Annotated in this window: 19 protein-coding genes; 9 read left to right on the top strand and 10 right to left on the bottom strand. The window is 43.9% G+C overall.

From position 1 onward, the window contains the following. Positions 1-141: 141 nt before the first annotated feature. From rny to F597_RS0113570, 3 genes are all read right to left on the bottom strand, one after another. The gene (gene rny / locus F597_RS0113580; RefSeq protein WP_019540301.1) at positions 142-1,671 is read right to left on the bottom strand and encodes a ribonuclease Y; all 1,530 of its coding nucleotides are present in this window, start codon (positions 1,669-1,671) and stop codon (positions 142-144) included. A 170-nt stretch (positions 1,672-1,841) separates the two neighbouring features. After that, on the bottom strand, positions 1,842-2,144 hold the full coding sequence (locus tag F597_RS0113575) for a cell division protein ZapA (RefSeq protein WP_019540300.1): 303 nt from the start codon (positions 2,142-2,144) through the stop codon (positions 1,842-1,844). Between the two features lie 20 nt (positions 2,145-2,164). Beyond that, positions 2,165-2,455, bottom strand: a complete 291-nt coding sequence (locus tag F597_RS0113570) for a hypothetical protein (protein ID WP_019540299.1) — start codon at positions 2,453-2,455, stop codon at positions 2,165-2,167. A 430-nt stretch (positions 2,456-2,885) separates the two neighbouring features. Between F597_RS0113570 and F597_RS0113565 the strand changes: the two genes are divergently transcribed. The 3 genes from F597_RS0113565 to F597_RS20840 all read left to right on the top strand — a co-directional run bounded on the left by F597_RS0113565 (position 2,886) and on the right by F597_RS20840 (position 5,839). Beyond that, entirely contained in the window at positions 2,886-3,572 is a 687-nt protein-coding gene (locus F597_RS0113565) for a B3/B4 domain-containing protein (protein WP_019540298.1), read from the top strand. 142 nt (positions 3,573-3,714) lie between these two features. Next, positions 3,715-4,740, top strand: a complete 1,026-nt coding sequence (locus F597_RS0113560; RefSeq protein ID WP_019540297.1) for a L,D-transpeptidase — start codon at positions 3,715-3,717, stop codon at positions 4,738-4,740. 325 nt (positions 4,741-5,065) lie between these two features. Beyond that, positions 5,066-5,839 (top strand): murein L,D-transpeptidase catalytic domain family protein, encoded by a 774-nt coding sequence (locus tag F597_RS20840; RefSeq protein ID WP_052319825.1) that lies wholly within the window; start codon positions 5,066-5,068, stop codon positions 5,837-5,839. Here F597_RS20840 and F597_RS0113550 read toward each other — a convergent pair. Beyond that, positions 5,814-6,902 carry a sensor histidine kinase gene (locus F597_RS0113550; protein ID WP_019540295.1) on the bottom strand — a complete coding sequence of 363 codons (1,089 nt, stop codon included), beginning with the start codon at positions 6,900-6,902 and terminating at the stop codon, positions 5,814-5,816. The two genes, F597_RS20840 and F597_RS0113550, sit on opposite strands and share 26 nt — an antisense overlap. A 162-nt stretch (positions 6,903-7,064) precedes the next feature. Next, complete coding sequence (locus tag F597_RS0113545) at positions 7,065-8,474, bottom strand: methyltransferase RsmF C-terminal domain-like protein (RefSeq protein WP_019540294.1); 1,410 nt, start codon at positions 8,472-8,474, stop codon at positions 7,065-7,067. 128 nt (positions 8,475-8,602) lie between these two features. Between F597_RS0113545 and F597_RS0113540 the strand changes: the two genes are divergently transcribed. Next, on the top strand, positions 8,603-9,436 hold the full coding sequence (locus F597_RS0113540) for a sugar phosphate isomerase/epimerase family protein (protein ID WP_019540293.1): 834 nt from the start codon (positions 8,603-8,605) through the stop codon (positions 9,434-9,436). A gap of 139 nt (positions 9,437-9,575) precedes the next feature. After that, complete coding sequence (locus tag F597_RS0113535) at positions 9,576-10,136, top strand: NUDIX hydrolase (protein ID WP_026327460.1); 561 nt, start codon at positions 9,576-9,578, stop codon at positions 10,134-10,136. Between the two features lie 8 nt (positions 10,137-10,144). Here F597_RS0113535 and F597_RS0113530 read toward each other — a convergent pair whose 3' ends face one another. After that, complete coding sequence (locus F597_RS0113530; RefSeq protein WP_019540291.1) at positions 10,145-11,674, bottom strand: peptide MFS transporter; 1,530 nt, start codon at positions 11,672-11,674, stop codon at positions 10,145-10,147. Between the two features lie 213 nt (positions 11,675-11,887). Here F597_RS0113530 and F597_RS0113525 point away from each other — a divergent pair, with 213 nt between their 5' ends. Next, entirely contained in the window at positions 11,888-12,598 is a 711-nt protein-coding gene (locus F597_RS0113525) for an SAM-dependent methyltransferase (RefSeq protein ID WP_019540290.1), read from the top strand. A 25-nt stretch (positions 12,599-12,623) separates the two neighbouring features. Here F597_RS0113525 and F597_RS0113520 read toward each other — a convergent pair whose 3' ends face one another. The 4 genes from F597_RS0113520 to F597_RS0113505 all read right to left on the bottom strand — a co-directional run bounded on the left by F597_RS0113520 (position 12,624) and on the right by F597_RS0113505 (position 19,286). Beyond that, positions 12,624-14,180 (bottom strand): ArnT family glycosyltransferase, encoded by a 1,557-nt coding sequence (locus F597_RS0113520; RefSeq protein WP_019540289.1) that lies wholly within the window; start codon positions 14,178-14,180, stop codon positions 12,624-12,626. 10 nt (positions 14,181-14,190) lie between these two features. Beyond that, the gene (locus F597_RS0113515) at positions 14,191-14,931 is read right to left on the bottom strand and encodes a glycosyltransferase family 2 protein (protein WP_026327459.1); all 741 of its coding nucleotides are present in this window, start codon (positions 14,929-14,931) and stop codon (positions 14,191-14,193) included. Positions 14,932-15,125: 194 nt separating this feature from the next. Next, positions 15,126-18,227, bottom strand: coding sequence for a TonB-dependent receptor (locus tag F597_RS0113510; RefSeq protein ID WP_019540287.1), 3,102 nt, complete (start codon positions 18,225-18,227; stop codon positions 15,126-15,128). Positions 18,228-18,239: 12 nt separating this feature from the next. Next, entirely contained in the window at positions 18,240-19,286 is a 1,047-nt protein-coding gene (locus F597_RS0113505) for a FecR family protein (RefSeq protein ID WP_169337982.1), read from the bottom strand. Between the two features lie 124 nt (positions 19,287-19,410). Between F597_RS0113505 and F597_RS0113500 the strand changes: the two genes are divergently transcribed. From F597_RS0113500 to murA, 3 genes are all read left to right on the top strand, one after another. Then, positions 19,411-19,992 carry an RNA polymerase sigma factor gene (locus tag F597_RS0113500; RefSeq protein ID WP_019540285.1) on the top strand — a complete coding sequence of 194 codons (582 nt, stop codon included), beginning with the start codon at positions 19,411-19,413 and terminating at the stop codon, positions 19,990-19,992. Between the two features lie 163 nt (positions 19,993-20,155). Continuing rightward, the gene (murB, locus tag F597_RS0113495) at positions 20,156-21,154 is read left to right on the top strand and encodes a UDP-N-acetylmuramate dehydrogenase (RefSeq protein WP_019540284.1); all 999 of its coding nucleotides are present in this window, start codon (positions 20,156-20,158) and stop codon (positions 21,152-21,154) included. A gap of 18 nt (positions 21,155-21,172) precedes the next feature. Next, positions 21,173-22,477 carry a UDP-N-acetylglucosamine 1-carboxyvinyltransferase gene (gene murA, locus F597_RS0113490; RefSeq protein ID WP_019540283.1) on the top strand — a complete coding sequence of 435 codons (1,305 nt, stop codon included), beginning with the start codon at positions 21,173-21,175 and terminating at the stop codon, positions 22,475-22,477. Positions 22,478-22,567 lie beyond the last annotated feature (90 nt).

The following is a 22,567-nucleotide window of genomic DNA, read 5'->3' as shown; positions in this document are numbered from 1 at the left end:
TATTACAAATTTTCAATACTATAAAAAGGGTGAAACACTTTTATTTGTGATCCACCCTTTTCTTATTTATTTCGTTTGGGAACAAACCCAAACTCTCAATTTCTAATTATGGTCGTTCTATAACCGGGAGTCACTCCCCCGTTATTTCGCGTAACTTACTGCACGGGTTTCACGGATTACTGTGATCTTCACCTGGCCGGGATAAGTCATTTCGGTTTGTATCTTGCGTGCGATTTCGGATGATAGTTTTTCGGTATCCTGATCATCGATCTTGTCTGCCCCCACAATCACCCTCAGTTCACGACCAGCCTGAATGGCATATGTCTTCACCACACCCGGATATGAGAGCGCCAATTGTTCCAGATCGTTCAGCCGCTTGATATAAGCCTCTACAATCTCGCGGCGGGCACCGGGACGTGCGCCGGAAATAGCGTCGCACACCTGCACGATAGGCGCCAGCAAACTTGTCATCTCCACCTCGTCGTGATGAGCACCGATGGCATTGCAGATATCGGGTTTCTCCTTGAACTTCTCTGCAAGCTTCATTCCCAGCACTGCGTGCGGCAATTCGGGTTCGTCGTCGGGTACTTTCCCAATATCATGCAACAATCCGGCGCGTTTTGCTTTCTTGGGATTCAAGCCTAACTCCGAAGCCATTATGGCACAAAGATTGGCCACCTCACGGGAGTGTTGCAACAGGTTTTGGCCGTAAGAAGAACGATATTTCATCTTGCCCACCATACGTACCAGTTCAGGATGCAAGCCGTGCACGCCCAGATCAATCACCGTACGTTTGCCGGTCTCCACGATCTCGTCTTCAATCTGTTTCTTCACTTTCGACACCACCTCTTCAATTCGGGCCGGATGAATACGTCCGTCGGCTACCAACTGGTGTAGCGACAGGCGCGCTATCTCACGGCGGACGGGATCAAAACCAGAAAGGACAATGGCTTCAGGGGTATCGTCCACCACAATTTCAACACCTGTAGCTGCTTCCAAAGCACGGATATTACGTCCTTCACGTCCGATAATACGGCCTTTCACCTCATCGGAATCGATATGGAATACCGTTATCGCATTTTCAATAGATGTCTCGGTTGCTACCCGTTGAATGCTCTGGATAACGATACGCTTCGCTTCTTTGTTGGCCGTCATTTTGGCCTCTTCCATGATCTCGCTGATATAAGACTGTGCCCCGGTCTTGGCTTCCTCTTTCAAAGACTCTACCAACCGCTCTTTGGCTTCCTCTGCGGAAAGCCCGGAAATGGTTTCCAGTCTTTCCACCGATTGTCTGTGTAAACGCTCCAACTCGGCTCCTTTCTTATCGAGAAACTCCTGTTGATTTGTCAGATTCTGTTTTACCTCATCAACCTCGGCCATCCTCTTATTCAGTTCCTCCTGCTTCTGATTGAGCGTCATCTCACGCTGTTTCAGCCTGTTTTCGGTAATCTGGATCTTGGATGTACGGGCATTCGCCTGCTTCTCCGCTTCTGTCTTCATCAGAAGCGTCTCTTCCTTTGCTTCGAGTAATATCTTCTTCTTTATTACTTCGGCATCTTTCTCCGCATCGCTCAAAATATTCTGAGCGCGTGAATTGGCCATCTTACCGGTCACGTACCAGGCCACAACAGCTCCGATCAGTAATCCGATAATACCTATTACTATTTCCATATTGTCTATTATTAAATTGATTGTTATACACTCACCGGAAAAATTCCTGATTCCGGAAAGAGATTTAATTCTACTTCTTACTAAATAAAAAAACACACTCAATTACATACATCTCGGCCGATGCATATAAATGGTGCGTCTGTCATTCTACTGGATATCAATAGAATATATTATTTCTTCAGATAATTATCCAACTCGCCTATCAACGAATCTATCTTATCTTCAAAGGGTTTCGTATTATTCTTACTTCCAAGAGAAAAATTTTCTGCCAATGCCTGAATGGCTGTCATCACCACAAAATCCTGTGTTGTCATGCTGGAGTTCTCACCTCCATACACAACGCGATATTGGTTTATTTTATTATTTATCTTTTTGGCGGCATCACGGAATGCCTGCTCCTCCGACCGTTTGATTTTCAGTGGATATTTTCTGCCGGCAATCTCTAATGTCAATAAAAATTTTTCGTCGCCCATCACATAAATTTTTCAGAAAACTATTTCAACAAATTTATGCACTTATCTACTTCTCGCACCAGTTTCGACAGTTTTGCCTTAGCAGTGTCCACATCTACCGAAGCGGCAGTGATAGTTCTTGCAATTTTCAAACTGTCATATTTTGCCTTCAACTGCTCTAACTCTTTTACCGTCTCGTCCAGATGGGTTCGCCCGGACCGTATTTCAGCCTTTAACCGGGCATTCTCCTCCTTTAAAGAGTCACATAAAAACAACACCTGTTTTATTCGTACCTCCAGATCAACAAGCAGCTTATTATGTTCTTCAGCCATATGCAAACAAAAACTCACGCAAATATAAACATTGAAATGGAGTTTAACAAATTAATTGTCTCTTATTTTGCATAGGATCAGTTTATTTTTTATTTCAAACGATTTTTACAGAACCAAGAGTCAAGAATCAAAATACAAGACGTTTTTTGAATTTCGGCATATTATTTATCAAATCATGGATTATTGAACTCTCAGATGTATCCTTAGATAGTCCATATAACTAAAGCGAAGACCTTTAGTTGTAATCACTCGACTTACGAAACTTGAATGAATTGAAAATCGACGTAGTCAAATCGGGAGATAGACCTGTATCACTCAATTAATCCGATTTATAGCATTTTGACCGGGATTTTGTACCTTTGGGGTTGGGATAGAAGATTAAGGATAGTGTAGTTTGCACGATAAAAGATAAAGGGATAGGAAGGATAAAATGAGGAATATAACAATCAGTGATCAGATCACGGCAGTCTGCCCCGGGTTTCATGTTGCCGCCATTGCATGCGAAGTAAGGAACAGCTCTTATAATAACGGATTATGGCAGGAGATCGACGCTTTTTACAACCGGTTCGCCTCTACCTATAAAATGGAAGATATCAATCAGCGTCCGGCCATTTATGCTACACGGCAAGTATATAAAAAACTGGGAAAAGACCCCAATCGTTATCGTCCCTCTTCTGAAGCGTTGTGCCGCAGGATACTGAAAGGGCAACCACTCTATCGCATCGATACACTGGTCGATCTCATTAACCTGATTTCTCTCAAAACCGGCTATTCCATCGGAGGATTCGACGATGCAAAGATACAGGGAGATCTGGTACTGGGGGTAGGTGAAGCCGGAGAGAAGTTCGAAGCAATCGGGCGGGGATTGCTGAACATTGAAGGGTTACCTGTTTACCGCGATAAGTCGGGTGGTATCGGGACACCCACCAGTGATGAAGAGCGCACCAAGATCACTTCCGGCACAACACGTGTACTGATGCTGATCAACGGTTATTCCGGCAGGGAAGGCCTACAGGAAGCGGTCAATTATTCGGTGGAGTTATTGAAAAAATATGCCGAAGCCCGGGAGATAGAGATCGAATTATTGAATGTAAACGGTGCCACAACGCCGTATTGATCTTTTATTCCTGTTTCATCTCTTTTCCATTACCAGGAATGAACAACTCTCCTTAAAAACCGTTATAGTTTACAAAAAAGGGGCCAGCTAAGGTTAATAAGAACAAAAGGGCTCTTTCTGAAATATAAACGCCAAAACCTCTATGAGACGAGCAGGTAAATTATCTCTTTTTATCTTTTTCATTGGATTATTTTTTTTCACAGTCGGCTGTAAATCCGATCAATCAAGCGACGATCAACTTAGTTCCAGCCCTGATAGCACTTTCGTCGATGATCAGGAAGAAATAAAAAAAGAACTGACAGGGGAGGATATCCGGTTAGAGAAAAATATCCGGTACGACAAATACCTGCTTGACGATGAATACCCTTATAAAGACACTATCCGTCATTTTCAGTGGGAGAAAATCCAGGAGCAGATCGCTGTGATCGAGAACGCGATAGCCGAAGAAGGCAACTGGGGTATCTTGAGCAATTACAGGAATATGAATAAAGAGGCCCCTACAGTCGCTGATTTCGTAAGAAACGAGTATAGGCGGGTTTCGGACCAGTTCGGTGTGGAGCGCTATCAATCGGCCCCGCTCTATTCCGTCGATGGAGATACCACATTGGTACGTTACGGAAGGGACGGATGGATCGTAAAACTGCCGGACAATGACACTACTGAAATGGTGAGGGTAAAAGGGGTTTCGTTTGAGGGTGAATTCCTGGTTCCGAACCGTTACATCATATCGTGGCGCGACAGCGTTCGTTTCAATAAAGTGATAGCTGTTGATGTGACAAATCAGAATATTGCCACACTGGAAAAAAATGACGATACCTGGCAGATACTAAGTATGAATCATGCTACCACTGGTGTTCATCAACCGCCCTATGCACAAGAAACACCCACCGGTATCTTCGCGGTGCAGGAGAAAAAAGAGAAAATGTTTTACCTCAGGGACGGAACAAGTGAAATTGCCGGTTTCGCTCCCTATGCCACCCGGTTTACCAACGGTGCATATGTGCATGGCGTACCAACACAATACCCCAATAAAAGTATCATCGAATCCAGTCCAACCCTGGGTACCACTCCCCGCTCCCATATGTGTGTAAGAAATGCATCGTCACACTCAAAATTCGTCTTCGACTGGGCAACTGTCAAAGAGTCTGTGGTCATCGTAATTGATTAACAATTGTTTTTGGAGAAATTCGATTTCATCAGACTATTTGAGTCGCTTGCTCCTCGATTTTCAATTGAGTCGCTTGCTCCTTAACTATTAATTGAGTCGCCTTCGCTCCTTAACTATTAATTGAGTCGCCTTCGCTCCTCTACTATTAATTGAGTCGCCTCCGCTCCTCAACTGTTAATTGAGTCGCCTCCACTCCTCAACTGTTAATTGAGTCGCCTCTGCTCCTCGATTTTCAATTCTGCGCTCGGTAAAACAAGTAAACTTGTTTTATTCTCACTTAACGAAATAGTTCGTATATTTGGACGTTATTTCCGGAATATACGCTATGCTTAAAATAATTATTTGTTTTATCTTCCTTTTTTCTCTTAGCTTCTTCGGCCCTATGGGAGGGAAAGAGGGAAATGTGGAACTTGAAAAAGCAGCATTGCCTGAAGATGAGAGTCAATGGCTGTTTGAACAGATGGAACTGGATGGATTGGTACGATTGGATGCATTCAAATCGGCATACACGGGTTATAAGAAGTTAAATAAAGGCAATAACCCTTTACTCACCCTGGTCGATTTCAGCCTGCCATCGACTGAGAAAAGAATGTACGTGTTGGATCTGGCAAAAAAGGAAATCCTTTTTGTCTCTTACGTATCTCACGGGCGTAATAGCGGGGAAAATTACGCTACATCGTTCTCCAACCGGGACGGCTCACACCAAAGTTCTTTGGGTTTCTACCGTACAGCCGGGACCTATAATGGAGGAAACGGCTATTCTCTGCGGTTGGATGGATTGGAAAAAGGCATCAACGATAAAGCCATGCAACGGGCTATCGTCATTCACGGAGCCGACTATTGCAGTGAAAGCGTTATAAAATCTACCGGACGTCTTGGACGAAGTTTCGGTTGTCCTGCCCTTCCCAGGGAACTGACAAAACCTATTATCGACACCATAAAAGGTGGATCACTACTGTTCATTTATGCCGATCAGCCGGAATATCTGGCTAATAGTGAAGTGTTGAAGCAAGAACAAATCCTGATGAAGAAAACCATATTGAGTGCCCGCAACAGTACTCCAAACCAGCCTCTCAACTTCTCTTCAGTTGGATCCTGAAAGTTGTCCCTTTTTCCGGTTCCGACTTCCTGACAAAGATCTCTCCTTTGTGATTCTCTTCCACTATTCGTTTCACAAGCGTCAAACCAAGTCCCCATCCTCTTTTCTTTGTGGTGTAGCCGGGAGAAAAGATCGTTTTGAATTTTGATTTTGGCAACCCTCTACCGGTGTCAGAAATATCAAGGCAGACCCATTCATCCTTTTCGCAGATATCAAAAGTAATGACACCCTGCCCCTGCATGGCATCGACTCCATTTTTCACAAGATTCTCAATAATCCATCCGAAAAGCGACTCGTTCAATTCGACCTTTACCGGATATTCCGGAAACCGGGTATGGAACACCACTTCGGACGAAACCCGTTTTTCCAGATATTCCAGCGAATGCCTTACCACCGCCCTCAGATCCACAGGTATCAAAGCAGGCGCAGAACCAATCTTGGAGAAACGCTCTGCGATCATTTGCAGGCGGAAGATATCCTTATCGATCTCAGTCAACAATTGCTGATCAACCTCCTTCAACTTCATATACTCCATCCATGCCATCAGCGATGAAATAGGAGTACCCAACTGATGCGCGGTCTCTTTAGACAATCCCACCCATACTCTGTCCCGTTCTGCCCGTTGCGAACGGCTCAGGGCAAAAAATGCGAGGCCGATAAAGAGTGCGATCACCAGCAGTTGGAGATAGGGATAGAGGTGCAACATCTTCAGGGTATATGAATCATCATAATAGAGCAGTTGATTCATCTCATGCAGTGCAATAGGGTCGTGCTTTCGGCCGAATTCTTCCATTTTTGTTTGTAAATAGGATTCTGCCTCCTCTTCGGGGAACTTGACGTTACGTGGTGTCAATTTCCCTGAACTTCTGTCGTACAATATGATGGGGATGGTAGTATTGCTTTCCAGAATCCGCAATACTAACGACATATCCATCTCTTCATCCATTACCATCGATTCGGTCGCCATCGCCCAAATCTCCATCTTCCTGCGCTCCTCATCCGCCAACTCCTTCACTAGCCCGTTCGAAAGCCATAGCGACAGCAGGGCAACAACAATTGCCATAATTACAAAGAGATAAGTAAGAGACTGTCTGGGATGCATGGAAGTGAAAGTTGAAAATTGAAAGTTGAAAGTGAATGACTAAAAATTAAAAGTGAGTGAATTTTCTTAGGAACGAGGGCAGAAACAAACTTGTTTGCATTATGCCGAGTGACGACAGAAAATCTACAGAGTGAATATTTCAGTCTTTTTTTTAGGTAGATAGCCGCTTCGGATACGCCATTCATTGGGGTATAAATTATTTGCCCGGTTACCGAGATTCTTCACAAAACCCAACGGTTCTCCCTTATAAGTGAGAATCAGATAACCTTTGGGCGCACCCGGCAGAATAACCGCCTCCCCCCGCAGATAGGAAATAGCCTCCTCATATGTCACCTCATACATAGGGAATGCTTTGAGGTTTAGCTCCCTGCTCATCGCCAATATGTGGGAGGGGATAAAATCCTTTCCCTTTTTCTCACCAATTTCTATACCCATTGAGATTGTTTTCAACTGCTCATCCAGAGTGAGAATATCTCCGGAATAATCCGCGGGGAGTGCAACAATACGATTACCGTCCTCCATAAAATCAAAAGAGTCAGGATGCAATAGTAGATGAGTGTAAGCCGAACGATCCTTCACAAATGGTGATGGTTTTCTTTTATTTTTTATCCGTCTCCGGTCAGAAATTGTTTCTTCTGCCTCTGCTTTTCTCAGTACTGTTACGAATAACCCTTCCCCCTGGGTCTTATGTGGAAAAAAACGACAACCGTTCACCCGGTCATCAAACGAAGGAGAGATACCCCACCTTTCATCTATTTCCACCGATACAAATTCTGCGCCCAATTCACGTGCGACCCAAAAGGCATTTTCCTCATTCTCAACAGTATTATAAGTACAGGTACTGTAAATAAGCAATCCGCCAGGTTTCAGTGCCGCCCAAATGTCATTCAGTATATCTCTTTGCCGTACCGCACACATCTCCACATTTTGGGTCGACCACTCTTCCACCGCCGTCTCATCTTTGCGAAACATCCCTTCTCCCGAACAGGGAGCGTCTACCAATACCAGGTCAAAAAGGCGGGGAAAGGCAGAGAAATCCTTTGCCATATTATTTGTGACTATTACGTTGGGATGGCCGAATTTCGATATCGTCTCCGACAAGACATGAGCTCGCTGGCGAACCAGTTCGTTGCTCACCAACAAGCTTCCTTCCGGAAGAGCGGAAAGCAGGGAAATCGATTTCCCACCGGGGGCAGCACACAGATCGAGGCATACCATAGGTTCGGCCACTTCTGCTACCAATTTGTTAACCACATGCTCTACAAACATCGAAGAAGCTTCCTGTACATAATAATATCCGGTATGAAAAAGAGGATCGAAGGTAAAAGAAGGTCGCTCTTCCAGATAAAAACCCCATTGAGACCAGGGCACCCGTTGCAAAGGGATCACCAGTTTCATCGGATTACGAGCCGCCTTGGAAGGATTCAGGCGAAGGCTGACTGAAGCATCCCCGGCCAGTGCTGATAAGAACGGTTCCGCCTCGTTCCCAAGTAACGGCCGAATAGATAATGTAAAATCTATGGGAAAATCCATCTGTCTACTATTTTAAATACAAAGATAAAAGGTTTTTCGGCTTATCAAATTAATTCTCATACTCGTTTTAAACTCTTAATAAAAACAGTATCTTTGTGACGAAACACTATCATAAAAAAACGATAAAAATGAACAAAATTCTGATTTTCGCGGGATTATTGTTATCCCTTTCAATCGTTGCGCAAGATCGTCCTGATCCGCAACCGGCCCCTGACACCTTCGAAAAGTTCAACGTGGGTATGGCAGGCTACACGTTTGTCAACTTCGATCTCGACAAAACACTGGAAACCATGGAAAAATGCGATGTGAAATATCTCTGCATTAAAGATTTCCATCTCCCCTTCAACAGTACCGATCAGGAAATAGCCGATTTCCATGCCAAGTTGAAGTCCAAAGGCGTAACAGGTTATGCTGTCGGCCCTATTTATATGCGCTCGGAGAAAGAAATTGACGATGCATTCGAGTATGCAAAACGCGTAGGCGTGAAACTGATTGTGGGAGTTCCCAATTATGATTTGCTGCCTTATATAGACCGGAAAGTGAAGGAGTATGATTTCCATTATGCCATCCACCTGCATGGGCCTGATATGCCATTGTATCCTGATGCGGATGATGTGTGGGAAAATGTGAAAGATATGGATCCCCGTATCGGCATGTGCCTTGACATCGGCCACGACACCCGCAATGGCAAAGATCCTGTCAAAGATCTGGAGAAATACCACTCCCGCGTGTTCGACATTCATATTAAAGATGTTACAGGGCCTACCAAGGCCGGATACTCAGTGGAGATCGGACGTGGGATCATCGATATTCCGGCATTTGTAAAAATGCTCCGTCAGGTAGGATACGAAGGCGTCTGCAGCCTGGAACACGAACGTAATATGAAAGACCCGTTCCTGGGGATCGCCGAATCCATCGGTTATTTCAGAGGAGTAATTGCCGCCACAAAAGAAAAACTATGAGATAGCAGATAAAAAATTAAGAATCAAGAGGGGATGGATCCGACGATACGGGACTTCCCCTTTTTTAATTCACGGGGATAACGTACCTTTGCCTCGCTCTTTAAAAAAGATAGAGTTCATTTGAACTAAAATGGTAATTATGGATCACAAAAATGACAATATGCGTTGGGAAGTAATTGAAAGCGAATATCTTCACAGGCGCCCATGGTTGACGGTTCGTCGGGAATCATTACAAATGCCCGACGGTACTGTTGTCCCTGAATATTATGTACTGGAATACCCCAACTGGGTGAATATCATTGCCATCACCCAAGAAAGAAAATTTATTCTGGTAAAACAATACAGACCGGGGATTGAAAAGACTTGTCTCGAACTTTGTGCTGGCGTATGTGAGAAAGAAGATGCATCGCCGCTTGTCTCGGCGCAGCGCGAATTAATGGAAGAGACCGGTTATGGTGGCGGGACATGGAGTGAGTTCATGTGTGTTGCCCCTAATGCCAGTGCTGCAAATAATTATTCTTATTGTTTTATTGCCGAGAATGTTGAAAAACTGGGAGATCAGGCTCTGGACGAATCGGAAGAATTGACGGTTCATCTGCTTTCTTTTGAAGAATTGAAAGAACTTCTTGAAAGCGGTAACGTTGTCCAGGCCACCATGGCAGCTCCACTATGGAAATATATGGCATTATATGACAAATAGATGCTTTTTCACCGTACTCCGTGCATCAGCTTTTGCAATTTTTTCGAAAGAAGAAAGAGGATGAGAGAAGCAACAGCAGCCATCACAACAAATACCATGAAGAAATCAAACAGGTTTGCAATTTCAATTCCGAAAAGGTGTTTCATTTTTCCCTCTTCGGGATAAAGGGAACTCAGTGTACCGGCCAGCTTATTAGCGGTAGCCATAGAGAGGTACCACACCCCCATCAACAGTGATGCAAAACGTACGGGAGACAACTTATTCACCATCGACAGGCCAATAGGCGACAGGCAAAGTTCACCCATAGTATGAATAAAGTAGAGTCCCACAAGCCACATAATGCTCACCTTCACACCCGGCTCCACCCCCTGTACACCGATAGCGATCAGGAGGTAACCCAATGATAACAACAGCAGTCCGATTGCCTGTTTCACTGGTGAAGAGGGTTCCCTGTTCCTGGCTCCCAAGGCAAGCCACAACTGTGCAAACAGCGGCGCCAGAAGAATAACGAATACAGAATTGAACGACTGAAACCAACTGGTAGGCATGGTCCATCCCAGAATATCACGGTTGGTCTGTTCAGCCGCAAAATAGGTCAATGATATTCCTGCTTGCTCAAAAGCAGACCAGAAGAAGATAACGAAAAAGGCAATGATATAGATTACCCAGATACGCTGACGCTCAATTTTAGTCAGCGATTTGTCAGATATTACAAAAGCAGGAACAACCAATGCGGCAGTATAGATAAAAGCTCCGATCAGATCACCCTTGAACAGATGCATAAAGAGTGCGAACAGACCACCGGACACAACAATCCACAACACTATTTCTTTGAATGTGTACTTTACAGATGGAGTTGTACCGGTTGCCTCCCTCTTTTTTCTTGCAGCCGCTTCAATTCCGATAGGATTTCCGGCGGGATCGACCAGATACTTGTCTTTTCGCAGCACATAAAGGATAAGACACAACAAAGAAACCATTGCTGCCACGAGAAATCCCCATTTGAAATCGGCCGGATCGCCCGTATCACCCAAAAATCCGCAAATAAGAGGTGCGACAAATGCCCCAAGATTTACTCCCATATAGAAGATGGTATAGGCAGAGTCAAGCCTTCTGTCACCCGGTTCATACAATTGACCGACGAAAGTGGATACATTAGGTTTGAAGAAACCGTTCCCGAAAATCAGGGCACCCAACCCCAGATACATCAACCATCTTGCCGGTCCGGGATATTGGAAATAGAGGGCACTGAAAAACATCAGTAGTTGTCCGATCACCATCAGGACAGTCCCCCAAAAAGTGGAACGCCGCATCCCCCAATATTTGTCGGCTACATAGCCGCCGATAAGGGGTGTAAGGTAAACCAATCCGGTGTAATTCCCATAGATAAGCGCGGAAAGATCCTTGTCCATCATCAACGCATTGATCATATAGAGTACAAAGAGCGCACGCATGCCATAATAGCCGAAACGTTCGGCAATAGAAATGGAAAACACGAAGTAGAGCCCTTTAGGGTGTTTGACGGTTGTTGCAGCCATAATTGTGAATAAGAATTAATTTTGCAAAAGTAGCCATTTTGATCAGATTAATCCCTCCTTAAAACCAAACATTTTTGATATATATACCGGAAAGCATCCCTTCTTTACCCTATTTTATCTATTTTTGCAAATGAATCTCCTCGCCGCAAGCGGGCGGGGTATCTTAGAGGAGAGAATTAAACCCTAAGAGATTAAAAGGTCTGCAAACGAGAAATGAAGAATCCGGTACTTTATTTAATTCCCGTCACATTGGGTGATACACCTGTTGAGAAGGTAATTCCTTCCTTCAACACAACGGTGGCATCTGATCTGAAATATTTTATTGTAGAGAATGTACGTTCGGCACGCCGTTTTCTAAAAAAAAGCAATCCCGATATCGATATCGACACACTCACCTTTTATGAACTGAACAAACATACCGACCCCAACCAGATCGCAAGTTATTTGTCACCCATGAAATCGGGAGAAAATATGGGGATAATCTCCGAAGCCGGTTGTCCTGCCGTAGCCGATCCCGGCGCAGATGTAGTGGCTATTGCTCAACAGGAAGGCTACAGGGTTGTTCCGCTGGTAGGTCCCTCTTCTATCCTGATGGCCGTCATGGCCTCCGGCTTCAACGGACAGAGTTTCGCCTTCCACGGTTACCTGCCGATCGACGCGGGCGAGCGGGCAAAGAAACTCAAACAGCTTGAAGCAAGGGCGTACAACGAAGACCAGACTCAACTTTTTATTGAAACACCCTACCGTAACCTGAAACTGGCGGAAGACATACTGCAACACTGTAAACCGCAAACCCGGTTATGTATTGCCATGAACATCTCCTGCGAAGATGAATTCATTGTAACACGAAGGGTAAAGGCATGGAAAGGCAAACTGCCGGATATGCATAAAAAACCGACTGTTTTCCTGATTTATAAAGGGTGATATTGTTGTGAAACACGCCTGAAAATCAATTATTTTTTTCAAGCTTCTCAATTGCCCGTTCCCGGTTAAATTTCAATAAATAGGTATCCGGATTGGGTAGTGTCCACATTAACTCAAATAAATCTTCATTGGCTAAAATGGCAGGATACAAATATCGTACAGTAGACGCATACCCTAATTGCTCCAGTACGACATAGTCTACATTTTTTTCGATCATATCCTTTATCACTTCTCCCGGTTCCGTACTATATAAATAGTTGATGGCATATAAGTCGGGGGCAAAATAGGTAAAGAATTCCGGTTTTCGACAACAAACCGTATTCTTCGGTAATTGCTTCTGCATCTGCTTCGCGATGGTAAAATAATTCTCAAATGCAGGGGGATAAGGTTCTTTTGCCTTTACCGAGATCGCTTTTACAGTAGGCCATAATGCAAAAATCAGGATAAGAAATGCATAAGGTGAGTAAAGGGTTGTTTTCGAACTGTTTTTTACCCTGGATATAAGCAGACAGTATAATCCGTTATAAAAACAAACAATAATAAAAGGGGCAATAGGTATTACATAACGGCTTTCATTACCACCATGCCAAAGCATAAACAAACCTATCTGACCCAATAAGTAGGCAATAAATGCCCATTTTAGCAGCTTCAGATTCCAGGCTCCGTACAATATAATGCCCAAAATAAAAAGTCCTGTCACAATTTGAAAAACAGAGGAATTCACTTCATAATTTACAGGAATAAACGGAAAAATGATCTCTCTAAAACCTTTTATTACAGTTTCATCAAAATTTGTTATCATTTTACGGATAAACTCACCGACAGACGAAATACTTCCTTCTTCCGGCCGCCAGGGATTCACGGTCATCATTGTACCAAAATAACGGGATTCAATGCCGAGTGTGCGATTCCTGATCCACCAGGGCAACAGCAATAACAGGATTCCCCCAAGAGCTGCTATCCCCCGAAGCCACTGCCCGCGAAACAAAAAGAAAATCACAATGGCAAAAATCAGTGCGATTCCCGCCGCACGTACGTAGTAAGCATAAGCAGCAAAAATAATTATGACGAACAACCATAACAATGTACGAAAACGACTTGTTCCTCCTTCAATAGCGCTGTACTTATAAAGCGCATAAAAACAAACAACCGAGCAAAAGAAGAATAGCATTTCAGACATCACCATACTGGAAAACTGTAGCGTGTGGGGAGAAAAAACAGCCAATAAAGCACAGACAAAAGCCAATACCCTATTATCTGTTATTTTCCATAGTAAGTAGAATATCCCCATCAGGCTTACAAAAAATAAGATTCCGTTCAATATCTTGAAAAATACAAGGCTCCGGATACCCAAAAGCATAAAAACAGATAAAAAAGCAGAATAGCCGGGTGGAAAATGGCTTGCCGGCACGGTGCCGTTTGGCGTCACATTGGAATATCCCAATCCATCAGAGATATTTTTCGCCAAAGTAAGATAATGCACATTGTCGCCATTCAAATCCAGTTTCACATCGAATATCATCGAGTAAATTACGGCAAACAATACACCTAAAATCAGTATGTAAATCCGGTTATTTCGCATATGTATAAAACTATTGATATAATCCCGACTTTATCCATCCCCATTTACAGAACGGATACATCATGGAAACCCTTAGTACACCCATCCCGTAGATAATACTGCGCCTGAAGTTGATGGAAGACGCTTCTTTGAAATACCGGGTAGGACAGGTGATCTCCGCTATTTCGTAGCCTTGATAAAAAATTTGGGAAATTATTTCATTATCAAATATAAAATCATCGGAATTAGCATTGAAATTGATATTCCGAAGCACCTCAGCCGAGAAAGCCCGGTAGCCGGTATGATACTCAGATAGTTTCTGATTTAATAATATGTTCTGGAAGAAAGTCAACACCCGGTTGGCGATGTATTTTATCAAAGGCATTCCGCCTTTAATGGCTCCTTTCCCCAGGATACGGGATGCGAAGACCACCGGATAAACCCCATTGGCGATGAGATACGCCATAGAGGCAATAAGTTTAGGCGTATATTGATAATCAGGGTGAAGCATAATAATGATATCGGCATTCAATTCCAATGCGCGATTATAGCAGGTTTTCTGATTACCTCCGTATCCTCTGTTCCGGACATGTATCTGGATGTCACGGATACCTAATTCCTCAGCTACCTTTAGGGTATTATCGTTACTGCCGTCGTCTGTCAAAATCACTTCATCCACGATATCAAAAGGTATTTCACTATAGGTTCTTTCCAATGTTTGTTCGGCATTATAAGCCGGCATTACAATAACTACTTTTTTATCTTTAATCATATCCACCAAGCCCTAAATGGCATACGAACAGTTTATGTACATTGTTTTTACATTACGTGGAATTCGGAAAAAACCTAACCGGTTATTTAGTTAAAAAACATGAAAGGGAGAGAGCGGGAAAGAGGAGAGGAGAGAAAAAATCGGACTGTCAGGCAAAGGAATTATGCTGAGGATTAAAAGATTGGAGACTATTATTAAAAAGTACGACTCAAAGAGATCATAAAGCTTTGTCCGTTTTTTACTTCATGAATAATCGGATCATGCCCTTCATCGTAGTTTTCGGTTTTACCCGGAATGAGCCTTTCCGTCGGAAGACCATATTCACCACGAACATAATCATCCGGCGTATTCGTATAAAAAATTTGAGTAACATTGAGCAGATTACTGCCGCTCAACTTCAGCCAAATCCCGCTCTTAGGGAATCGGTAGCTGATACTCGCCTCTACCGAATTAAAGGGTGCACGGTATTCATGCTGATATGCATTTTCACCCAGTAAGAAAAGTTGGCGTCCGCTGCGGTTAAACAGTATATTCGCATGCAGGCTTTTATCGGTATAACTGATCCCCGCCCTCAACTGATAAGGAGTCTGTCCTGAAAGCGGCCGTTTTTGAGTACTCTCGGTTTCGACAAATTGGGTTTCTCCTTCTCTCTCCGGAATCACTATAACTCTTTTACCTTTCACCGATGATCGTGTCAAAACGAATCCCGCGGAGAATTGGACATTCCTCAAAAAATCGGGATTTCCTACAAAATCCAAATGTTTTCGAATTTCCACTTCAAATCCGTAACTGTACGCTTTGTCTGAATTTTGCAGCACATACATACGTTCTTCCGGTCTGTACAGATAGGTTGTCCGTTCTATGGGGCGGTCGATATGCCTGTAAAACAGTCCTGCAGAAACGATATCCTGCGAACCGATATATTTTTCAATATGAAGATCAGTGGCCTGAACGGTAGAGGAAGATACAGCACGATTTACAGAGGTACCGAGAAGATATGTGTCGTAAACGGGATAAGGAATATAGTCTGTCAATTCCGGACGAACCGCAGAACGTTGAAAACTCAGTCGTACATTCAGGTTCTTCACCGGCATATAGACGATGTTGGCCGAAGGTGCGGCATACCATTTCCGGCTTTCACCAGGTACGGTTTGTTCATTGGCGGTAATTGTCCTGTAATCCTCATAATCGCCCCGGATACCCCATATAAAGCGCATGTTATCTTTCCAGCGATGTTCGAACATCACGAAAGGAAAATGTTGTATCATGCTTCCACTGAAATCATTTCGCTCAAGGATCTGATAGACGTGTGAGGAGGGATCCGGAATATCAGTCTGGTTATCGTAGCTGTAAAGGGCTTCATTCGATGTAAAACGGAGATGCTTATAATTTCCGTTGTAACCGAATATTATTTTATTAAGTGTCTTATTCTGTTGAAATGAGTAACTTGCCGATAACCCCATGTGAAAATCCCGTTCCCGGTTCGTGTACCAGCCGCTTGAGGCCGGATAGACAGCCCGCAATTCGGGATGCTGATGCAGAAAATACAAAAGAGAGTCATCTTTCAACGGTTTGTACATTTCCGAGAAAGCGGCATCTTTCCGTTCGCGTTGAACGAATGTATGCGACATGTTCCATCCCAGTAAAACTCCACTGACAAGGTGTTGCCCTTCCAGTTTACTCTGATACAGGTCGGAAAATGTGGGATAGTTGAAAAACTGATAGCTGAGATTGCTTTCAACTCCTGAGATATCCTCCAAACGTGCTGTGACTTCCGTCAGGTCGTTATCGAAACTCCGGGTAAAAACATTCCGGATACTGATCCTGTTTTTCCCGAACTGCCACCCGGCATTCAGCATGCCACCGGTTACCGTGTTATAATAATAGGTATGGCCCTTGTTTCTTTCGCTATTAAAATTGCCCGTATATCCGCCTATGTAGTTCCATCTTCCCCGCTGGGTATGATTGATGACGGACTGTTGTGACCTGTTCTGATAAGAGAGTGAGAGAACGAATCCTAAACGGTCGCCCGTTTTCTTTAAAGCGCGTGTTCTGCCGATGGCAACATTATAATGTTGCGAGGGAAGTGATCTCCCCTCAGAAATTCTGAAGTGTTCCGCAGGAAACAAGGTTGTATTTCCGGGCATTCTCCCCGGATTTCCCGAAACTACAGAGAGAAGCGGTTCCGGCACTTCACGGCTGTGGTCGTCAAGCCCTATGAAATCGAAGTTTCCTTTCCTTCTCCCACGGAAGGTTTTGAACGTATTCAGCGTATTAAACTCATAAGAGGCTTTTAACTGGACATAATTTTGTTCGGGAATATCTTTGGTGATGATTTCGGTAATCCCCCCGGCAAAACCGACGGGAATATCGGGAGTAGACGATTTGAGAAGGCGGATATTATCTACCAAAGCGACAGAGATCAGATCGAAAGAAAAGATTTTGTAGGAGGGGTCATAATTCGGCAACGGGATACCGTCCAGAAGTATTTCATTCCACCTGCCGCCTGTGCCCCGAATGATCTGTGAATAGTTTTCATCAAAGCTGATACCCGGCAGAAGCGCCATTGCATCCTGCACGGTTGTTCCGGCAGACCGGTTTATTTGTTGACTGCCGAGAACGGAACTGATATAAGGCGTGTTTCGTTGTGCGCGTAACGCACCTGCAAGGGTGCTTTCGGGTTGCGTATAAGTAACCACCACCTCATCCAGACGGATATCGTTCTCTTTCAGCACTATATCCAAACGGGTCGTCCGGTTTTCTCCTACTTCGGTATGTTGGATCTGCACCGGTTCATAACCCATAAAACCGACCTGAACGAGATAACTTCCGGGAGGCAACGCCAGTGAATAATCACCGTTCATTCCCGTTATTGTACCTCTTTGCAGGGCTTGTACCCGAACAGTTGCGCCGGGTAGCGCTACGCCGAACCCATCGGTTATTTTTCCGGACAGATAGCCTGTAGCCGGTTTTTCAACAGGGCGGCGGACAATAACGAAACGGTTGGCGTTCACTTTACGGTAGGAGAGCGGCGTGTTTTCGAGTGAACGGCGTATCCACTCTTCCACATCTGCGGATTCGCTTGTGAATGCCGGGGCGGTAATCCCTTCCAAAAAACGGCTTTCATACGTAACAAATTGTCCGTTTTCTTTGCCGGCATTGGCTATCTTCTCCATTCTCAAAAGCATCGGCTCCTGTGGAAAGGAAATGGTCTGAGCCGGTAAACGGAAGCTGTTTCCAGCAAAAATAACAATCAATATGATTATATACTGTATGTCGGATAAATACCGGCTCATTGGCGTTCCGCTTTAAGAACCTTTCGGAAAGAAAATAATCTGATCGGCCGTGATCCGGTAGGATAAATCGTAAAGTGCGGCTATTTCGGTTGTAATTTCATCAGGAGAAGTACTCCCATCGAACATGATATTGACAGACATTATTCCGGGGGTATGCTGAAAGATCATTTCTTTTCCATAGAACTGCCGCACCCGGAAACGAAGTTCTTCCAATGAAGCATTCTCCAGAACAATCGTTCCTGTACGCCATCCCGCTTTTTGTGCGCTGTTTACACTCTCGAGGGTAAGTCTTTTCTCCGATTCATCGTATGTTACTTTTTGGTCGGGATTCAACTCTATATTTTCACCCTTCGAAGTCCCTATACTCACTTTTCCGCTCAAAACACAGATTTCCTGAAATGGCAACTCTTTATAACTCTGAATAGTAAAACTTGTACCAAGTACCTGCACTGTTAACCCTTCACGGAGATGCACCATAAATGGTTTCGCCTTATCCTCTCTCACATCAAAAAAAACTTCACCTTCATCGAGCCATATCTCACGCATAGTACCATCCATGCTACCTTCACGTAGACTCAGCGTGCTACCGGTATTCAGAGAGAGTTGGGAACCGTCCGGCAACGTGATATGCTCGATATCGTTTCCCGAAATATATTGTTGGAAGATGGGCGCTGTATCAGGGTCGGACTTCAACGATTCCGGCTGATTGTGTTTCTGATAAAAAACAAAGATCCCGATAAGGAGTAAGAGGATACCCGCAATTGAACCGATGAAAGCCGGAGAGATGATACGCTTTTCCACAGAGGATGCTGCGTTTCCAATCTTTACCCCTGTTTGCCGGAAAACAAAATCTTTCGTTTCATTCTCCAGTTCCTGCATCAGATCATCCGTTATTTCAAACTCCTTCTCCGGAATAACCTCTTTTTCAAGAGATTCAACAATGTCGTTCTCTTCCGGAGTGGTATTACCTCTACGGTATCTTTCGAACAAATTGCGGGTAATTGCGGCTTTTTCTTGTGCCGACAAACTATCCCGTAAATTTTCTTTCTTCTCTGTCATTCTTTTACCGCCGATAATCATTTTAATGGATAAAATTACTATTTTTTTGTGAATCAACGGGGGTATATAGTTAAAAGTTGGCCGAACCTGAAGATTCAAAGATTTTTCTTATTTTTGTTACGAATTGCAAACCACAGACGAAATATTATTAAAAGCCATTGAGGAAAAAGATGAAAAGGCTTTTTCCCGATTTTACGAAAGGTACGGCAGTACCATTCTTTGTTTTGTATTGTCAAAAGTCCACAATAAAGAAATTGCCAAAGAAATCATACAAAATTTCTGGGTTGCTTTTTGGGAGAATCCCCGTATCATCCGTGCAAATAAAGAGGGATGTGTGAAAGTTTTTCTATTGCAATATTTGCGTTTCCGTATCTATGATGTATACCGTATTGCTGTTCCCGAAACAATTCCGGTTGAAGATGCCGAATTATTGGCCGACACAACCGTCTATAACAATATGGAAAAAGAAGAATTAAAAGGAATTGTATACAACGCATTGAAAAACAGTTCATCGTTGACAAAAAACAGCTTTTGGATGAGAGTGGAAAGTATTCCGGCCAAAGAAGTGGCTAACGAACTTGGGGTAACCACACAAACAGTTCACAACAAATTTTCGCAATCATTAGCGATCATCAGAAAATATATAAAAACACACTATCCGGAAATATTAAAGGCTAAAGGGCGAATGAAAGAGCATGAGATCTAATCAATCAAAATATTCTGATTTTTTCGAACATATTAATACTATAGTCGACTAAATTTATCCTTTGTCCATCATATGGCGCGTCGAAACTTTTTGCCTACATTTGCAGTTCAAATACATCAGGCTATTTCAGAAAAGAATAGTTAAATTATACATCTTTTCCGTAATGATCATCAGATATAACGCACAACTGAAACTACACAACTCTTTCCGTACGAAAGCGTCGGCAAAAATATTCTGTGAACCGCAATCGGCTGAGGAACTTTCGGAAATCATCCACACTTTTTCCGATAAACAGAAACTGGTGCTTGGGAATGGTTTCAATTTGTTTTTCACCAAAGATTTCGAAGGATTGGTTATTAAACCTGCCATACGGGGTATCCATATCCTGACGGAAACTGATCGGTGTGTAGAAATTGAAGTCGGTGCGGCAGAAGATTGGGATCAGTTTGTTGCTTATTGCGTGGAGAATAGTTACGCCGGTATCGAGAATTTGTCGCTTATTCCCGGTTCGGTAGGTGCAAGTCCGGTTCAGAATATCGGTGCGTACGGTACGGAGGCGATGGATGTGATCACCAAGGTGAAAACGGTGGAACTTCAGACAGGGAATTACAAAAAACTCTCCGGCGAGGAGTGCGGATTCGGATACCGTGACAGCATCTTTAAACGCTCCGGACTCTATGTAATCACTTCCGTGGTTTTCAAATTGGAAAAGTCGTTTCAATATAAAGAGAAATATATCGACTTAAGCCGTGAGTTGGAAGGTATTTCCTCTCCTACCCTTACCCAGGTTCGCAATGCTATTATCCGTATCCGCAACCGGAAATTACCCGATTATAAAATACTACCGAATGCCGGAAGTTTTTTTAAAAATCCTGTGCTTACGGAAGAGGAAAAAGATCAGTTACAACAGAAACTACCGGATGTCCCTATCTACAACGTAGGAGAAGGACAATTCAAAACGTCGGCGGCATTTCTGATAGATAAGGCAGGATATAAAGGGAAGCGGCACGGAATGGTAGGTACCTATACCCGCCATTCACTTATCATTGTGAATTATGGTACCGAAAACGGGCAGGAAATTGTGGACTTTATGCACGAAATACAACAGGAAGTGCAGAAACAGTTCGGTATAATGCTTGAACCAGAGGTGCGTATTTATTAACTATAAAAAGCGGTCAACATGTCATCATTTATCATTGAAGGCGGATGCAGCCTCAAGGGGGAAATCACACCACAGGGAGCCAAGAACGAAGCCCTGCAGGTAATTTGTGCGACCCTGCTCACTCAAGAGGAAGTGATCATAGAGAACGTACCCGATATACTGGATGTAAACAATCTCATCGCACTGCTCTCCGATATGGGAGTAGAGGTAAAGAAACTGAGCAGGGAGAACTACTCTTTCAAAGCGGAAAAGATAAACCTCTCCTATACCCAATCGAAAGACTTCATGCAAAAGAGCGCTGCGATGCGGGGTTCCATCATGATTGTCGGTCCCCTTCTGGCACGATTCGGTGAAGCGGTCGTACCCAAACCGGGAGGCGATAAAATAGGACGGCGGAGGCTGGATACCCACTTCAACGGCATCATGAAATTAGGTGCTGAGCTGATTTTTAATGAGCAAAAACAACTCTTCACTCTTTCTGCCAAAAAACTGGCCGGTCAATATATCCTGCTCGATGAGGCTTCCGTTACCGGCACTGCCAACCTATTGATGGCCGCTGTCCTTGCCGAAGGGGAAACGGTCATTTACAACGCAGCCTGTGAACCTTATGTGGAACAGCTGAGCCGGATGCTGGTACGCATGGGAGCAAAAATCGAAGGAATTGGCTCCAACAGACTGACAATACATGGTGTCTCCTCCCTTTCCGGTTGCCGTCACCGTTTGCTGCCCGATATGATCGAGATCGGCAGCTTTATCGGCATGGCAGCCATGACCGCCTCGGAACTTACCATAAAAGATACTTCAGTGACCCATCTCGGTATTATCCCCGAAAGTTTTCGCCGCTTAGGTATTATTGTGGAACAACGGGGTGACGATCTCCATATTCCACAACAAGATAATTATACCATAGAATCATTTATCGACGGATCCATTCTCACTATTGCCGATGCACCCTGGCCGGGACTTACGCCCGATCTCCTCAGCGTGATGCTGGTAGTCGCCACCAAAGCGGAAGGATGCGTCCTGATCCACCAGAAAATGTTCGAAAGCCGACTCTTTTTCGTGGATAAACTGATAGATATGGGAGCACAGATCATCCTCTGTGATCCCCACCGGGCGACTGTGATCGGTATGGGTAAACGATTCCGGCTCAGAGGTATGACGATGACATCCCCAGATATACGTGCCGGTATCTCACTGTTAATCGCTGCCATGAGTGCGGAAGGCATGAGTACTATCCATAATATCGACCAGATCGATAGGGGATATCAGGATATTGACCGACGTTTGAACGCATTGGGAGCAAGGATTGAAAGAAAATAAAGGGCGGTATTGCGTTAGAGCCGGAACATTTGGGATACCGACTGAACCATACACCTTTATTTTGCGTTTAATCATCAGGCAATATCTAAA

This window comes from Proteiniphilum acetatigenes DSM 18083 (assembly GCF_000380985.1).
GTDB classification, from domain to species: domain Bacteria; phylum Bacteroidota; class Bacteroidia; order Bacteroidales; family Dysgonomonadaceae; genus Proteiniphilum; species Proteiniphilum acetatigenes.
Note: the sequence above shows the minus strand (reverse complement) of the source record. Positions and strands in the feature narration are given on the sequence as shown.

What these genes read in the sequence shown, in the direction of transcription:
- rny (WP_019540301.1), bottom strand. Translation starts at nt 1,671, where the DNA reads ATGGAAATAGTAATAGGTATTATCGGATTACTGATCGGAGCTGTTGTG.
- F597_RS0113575 (WP_019540300.1), bottom strand. Translation starts at nt 2,144, where the DNA reads ATGGGCGACGAAAAATTTTTATTGACATTAGAGATTGCCGGCAGAAAA.
- F597_RS0113570 (WP_019540299.1), bottom strand. Translation starts at nt 2,455, where the DNA reads ATGGCTGAAGAACATAATAAGCTGCTTGTTGATCTGGAGGTACGAATA.
- F597_RS0113565 (WP_019540298.1), top strand. Translation starts at nt 2,886, where the DNA reads ATGAGGAATATAACAATCAGTGATCAGATCACGGCAGTCTGCCCCGGG.
- F597_RS0113560 (WP_019540297.1), top strand. Translation starts at nt 3,715, where the DNA reads ATGAGACGAGCAGGTAAATTATCTCTTTTTATCTTTTTCATTGGATTA.
- F597_RS20840 (WP_052319825.1), top strand. Translation starts at nt 5,066, where the DNA reads ATGCTTAAAATAATTATTTGTTTTATCTTCCTTTTTTCTCTTAGCTTC.
- F597_RS0113550 (WP_019540295.1), bottom strand. Translation starts at nt 6,902, where the DNA reads ATGGCAATTGTTGTTGCCCTGCTGTCGCTATGGCTTTCGAACGGGCTA.
- F597_RS0113545 (WP_019540294.1), bottom strand. Translation starts at nt 8,474, where the DNA reads ATGGATTTTCCCATAGATTTTACATTATCTATTCGGCCGTTACTTGGG.
- F597_RS0113540 (WP_019540293.1), top strand. Translation starts at nt 8,603, where the DNA reads ATGAACAAAATTCTGATTTTCGCGGGATTATTGTTATCCCTTTCAATC.
- F597_RS0113535 (WP_026327460.1), top strand. Translation starts at nt 9,576, where the DNA reads ATGGATCACAAAAATGACAATATGCGTTGGGAAGTAATTGAAAGCGAA.
- F597_RS0113530 (WP_019540291.1), bottom strand. Translation starts at nt 11,674, where the DNA reads ATGGCTGCAACAACCGTCAAACACCCTAAAGGGCTCTACTTCGTGTTT.
- F597_RS0113525 (WP_019540290.1), top strand. Translation starts at nt 11,888, where the DNA reads ATGAAGAATCCGGTACTTTATTTAATTCCCGTCACATTGGGTGATACA.
- F597_RS0113520 (WP_019540289.1), bottom strand. Translation starts at nt 14,180, where the DNA reads ATGCGAAATAACCGGATTTACATACTGATTTTAGGTGTATTGTTTGCC.
- F597_RS0113515 (WP_026327459.1), bottom strand. Translation starts at nt 14,931, where the DNA reads ATGATTAAAGATAAAAAAGTAGTTATTGTAATGCCGGCTTATAATGCC.
- F597_RS0113510 (WP_019540287.1), bottom strand. Translation starts at nt 18,227, where the DNA reads ATGAGCCGGTATTTATCCGACATACAGTATATAATCATATTGATTGTT.
- F597_RS0113505 (WP_169337982.1), bottom strand. Translation starts at nt 19,286, where the DNA reads ATGACAGAGAAGAAAGAAAATTTACGGGATAGTTTGTCGGCACAAGAA.
- murB (WP_019540284.1), top strand. Translation starts at nt 20,156, where the DNA reads ATGATCATCAGATATAACGCACAACTGAAACTACACAACTCTTTCCGT.
- murA (WP_019540283.1), top strand. Translation starts at nt 21,173, where the DNA reads ATGTCATCATTTATCATTGAAGGCGGATGCAGCCTCAAGGGGGAAATC.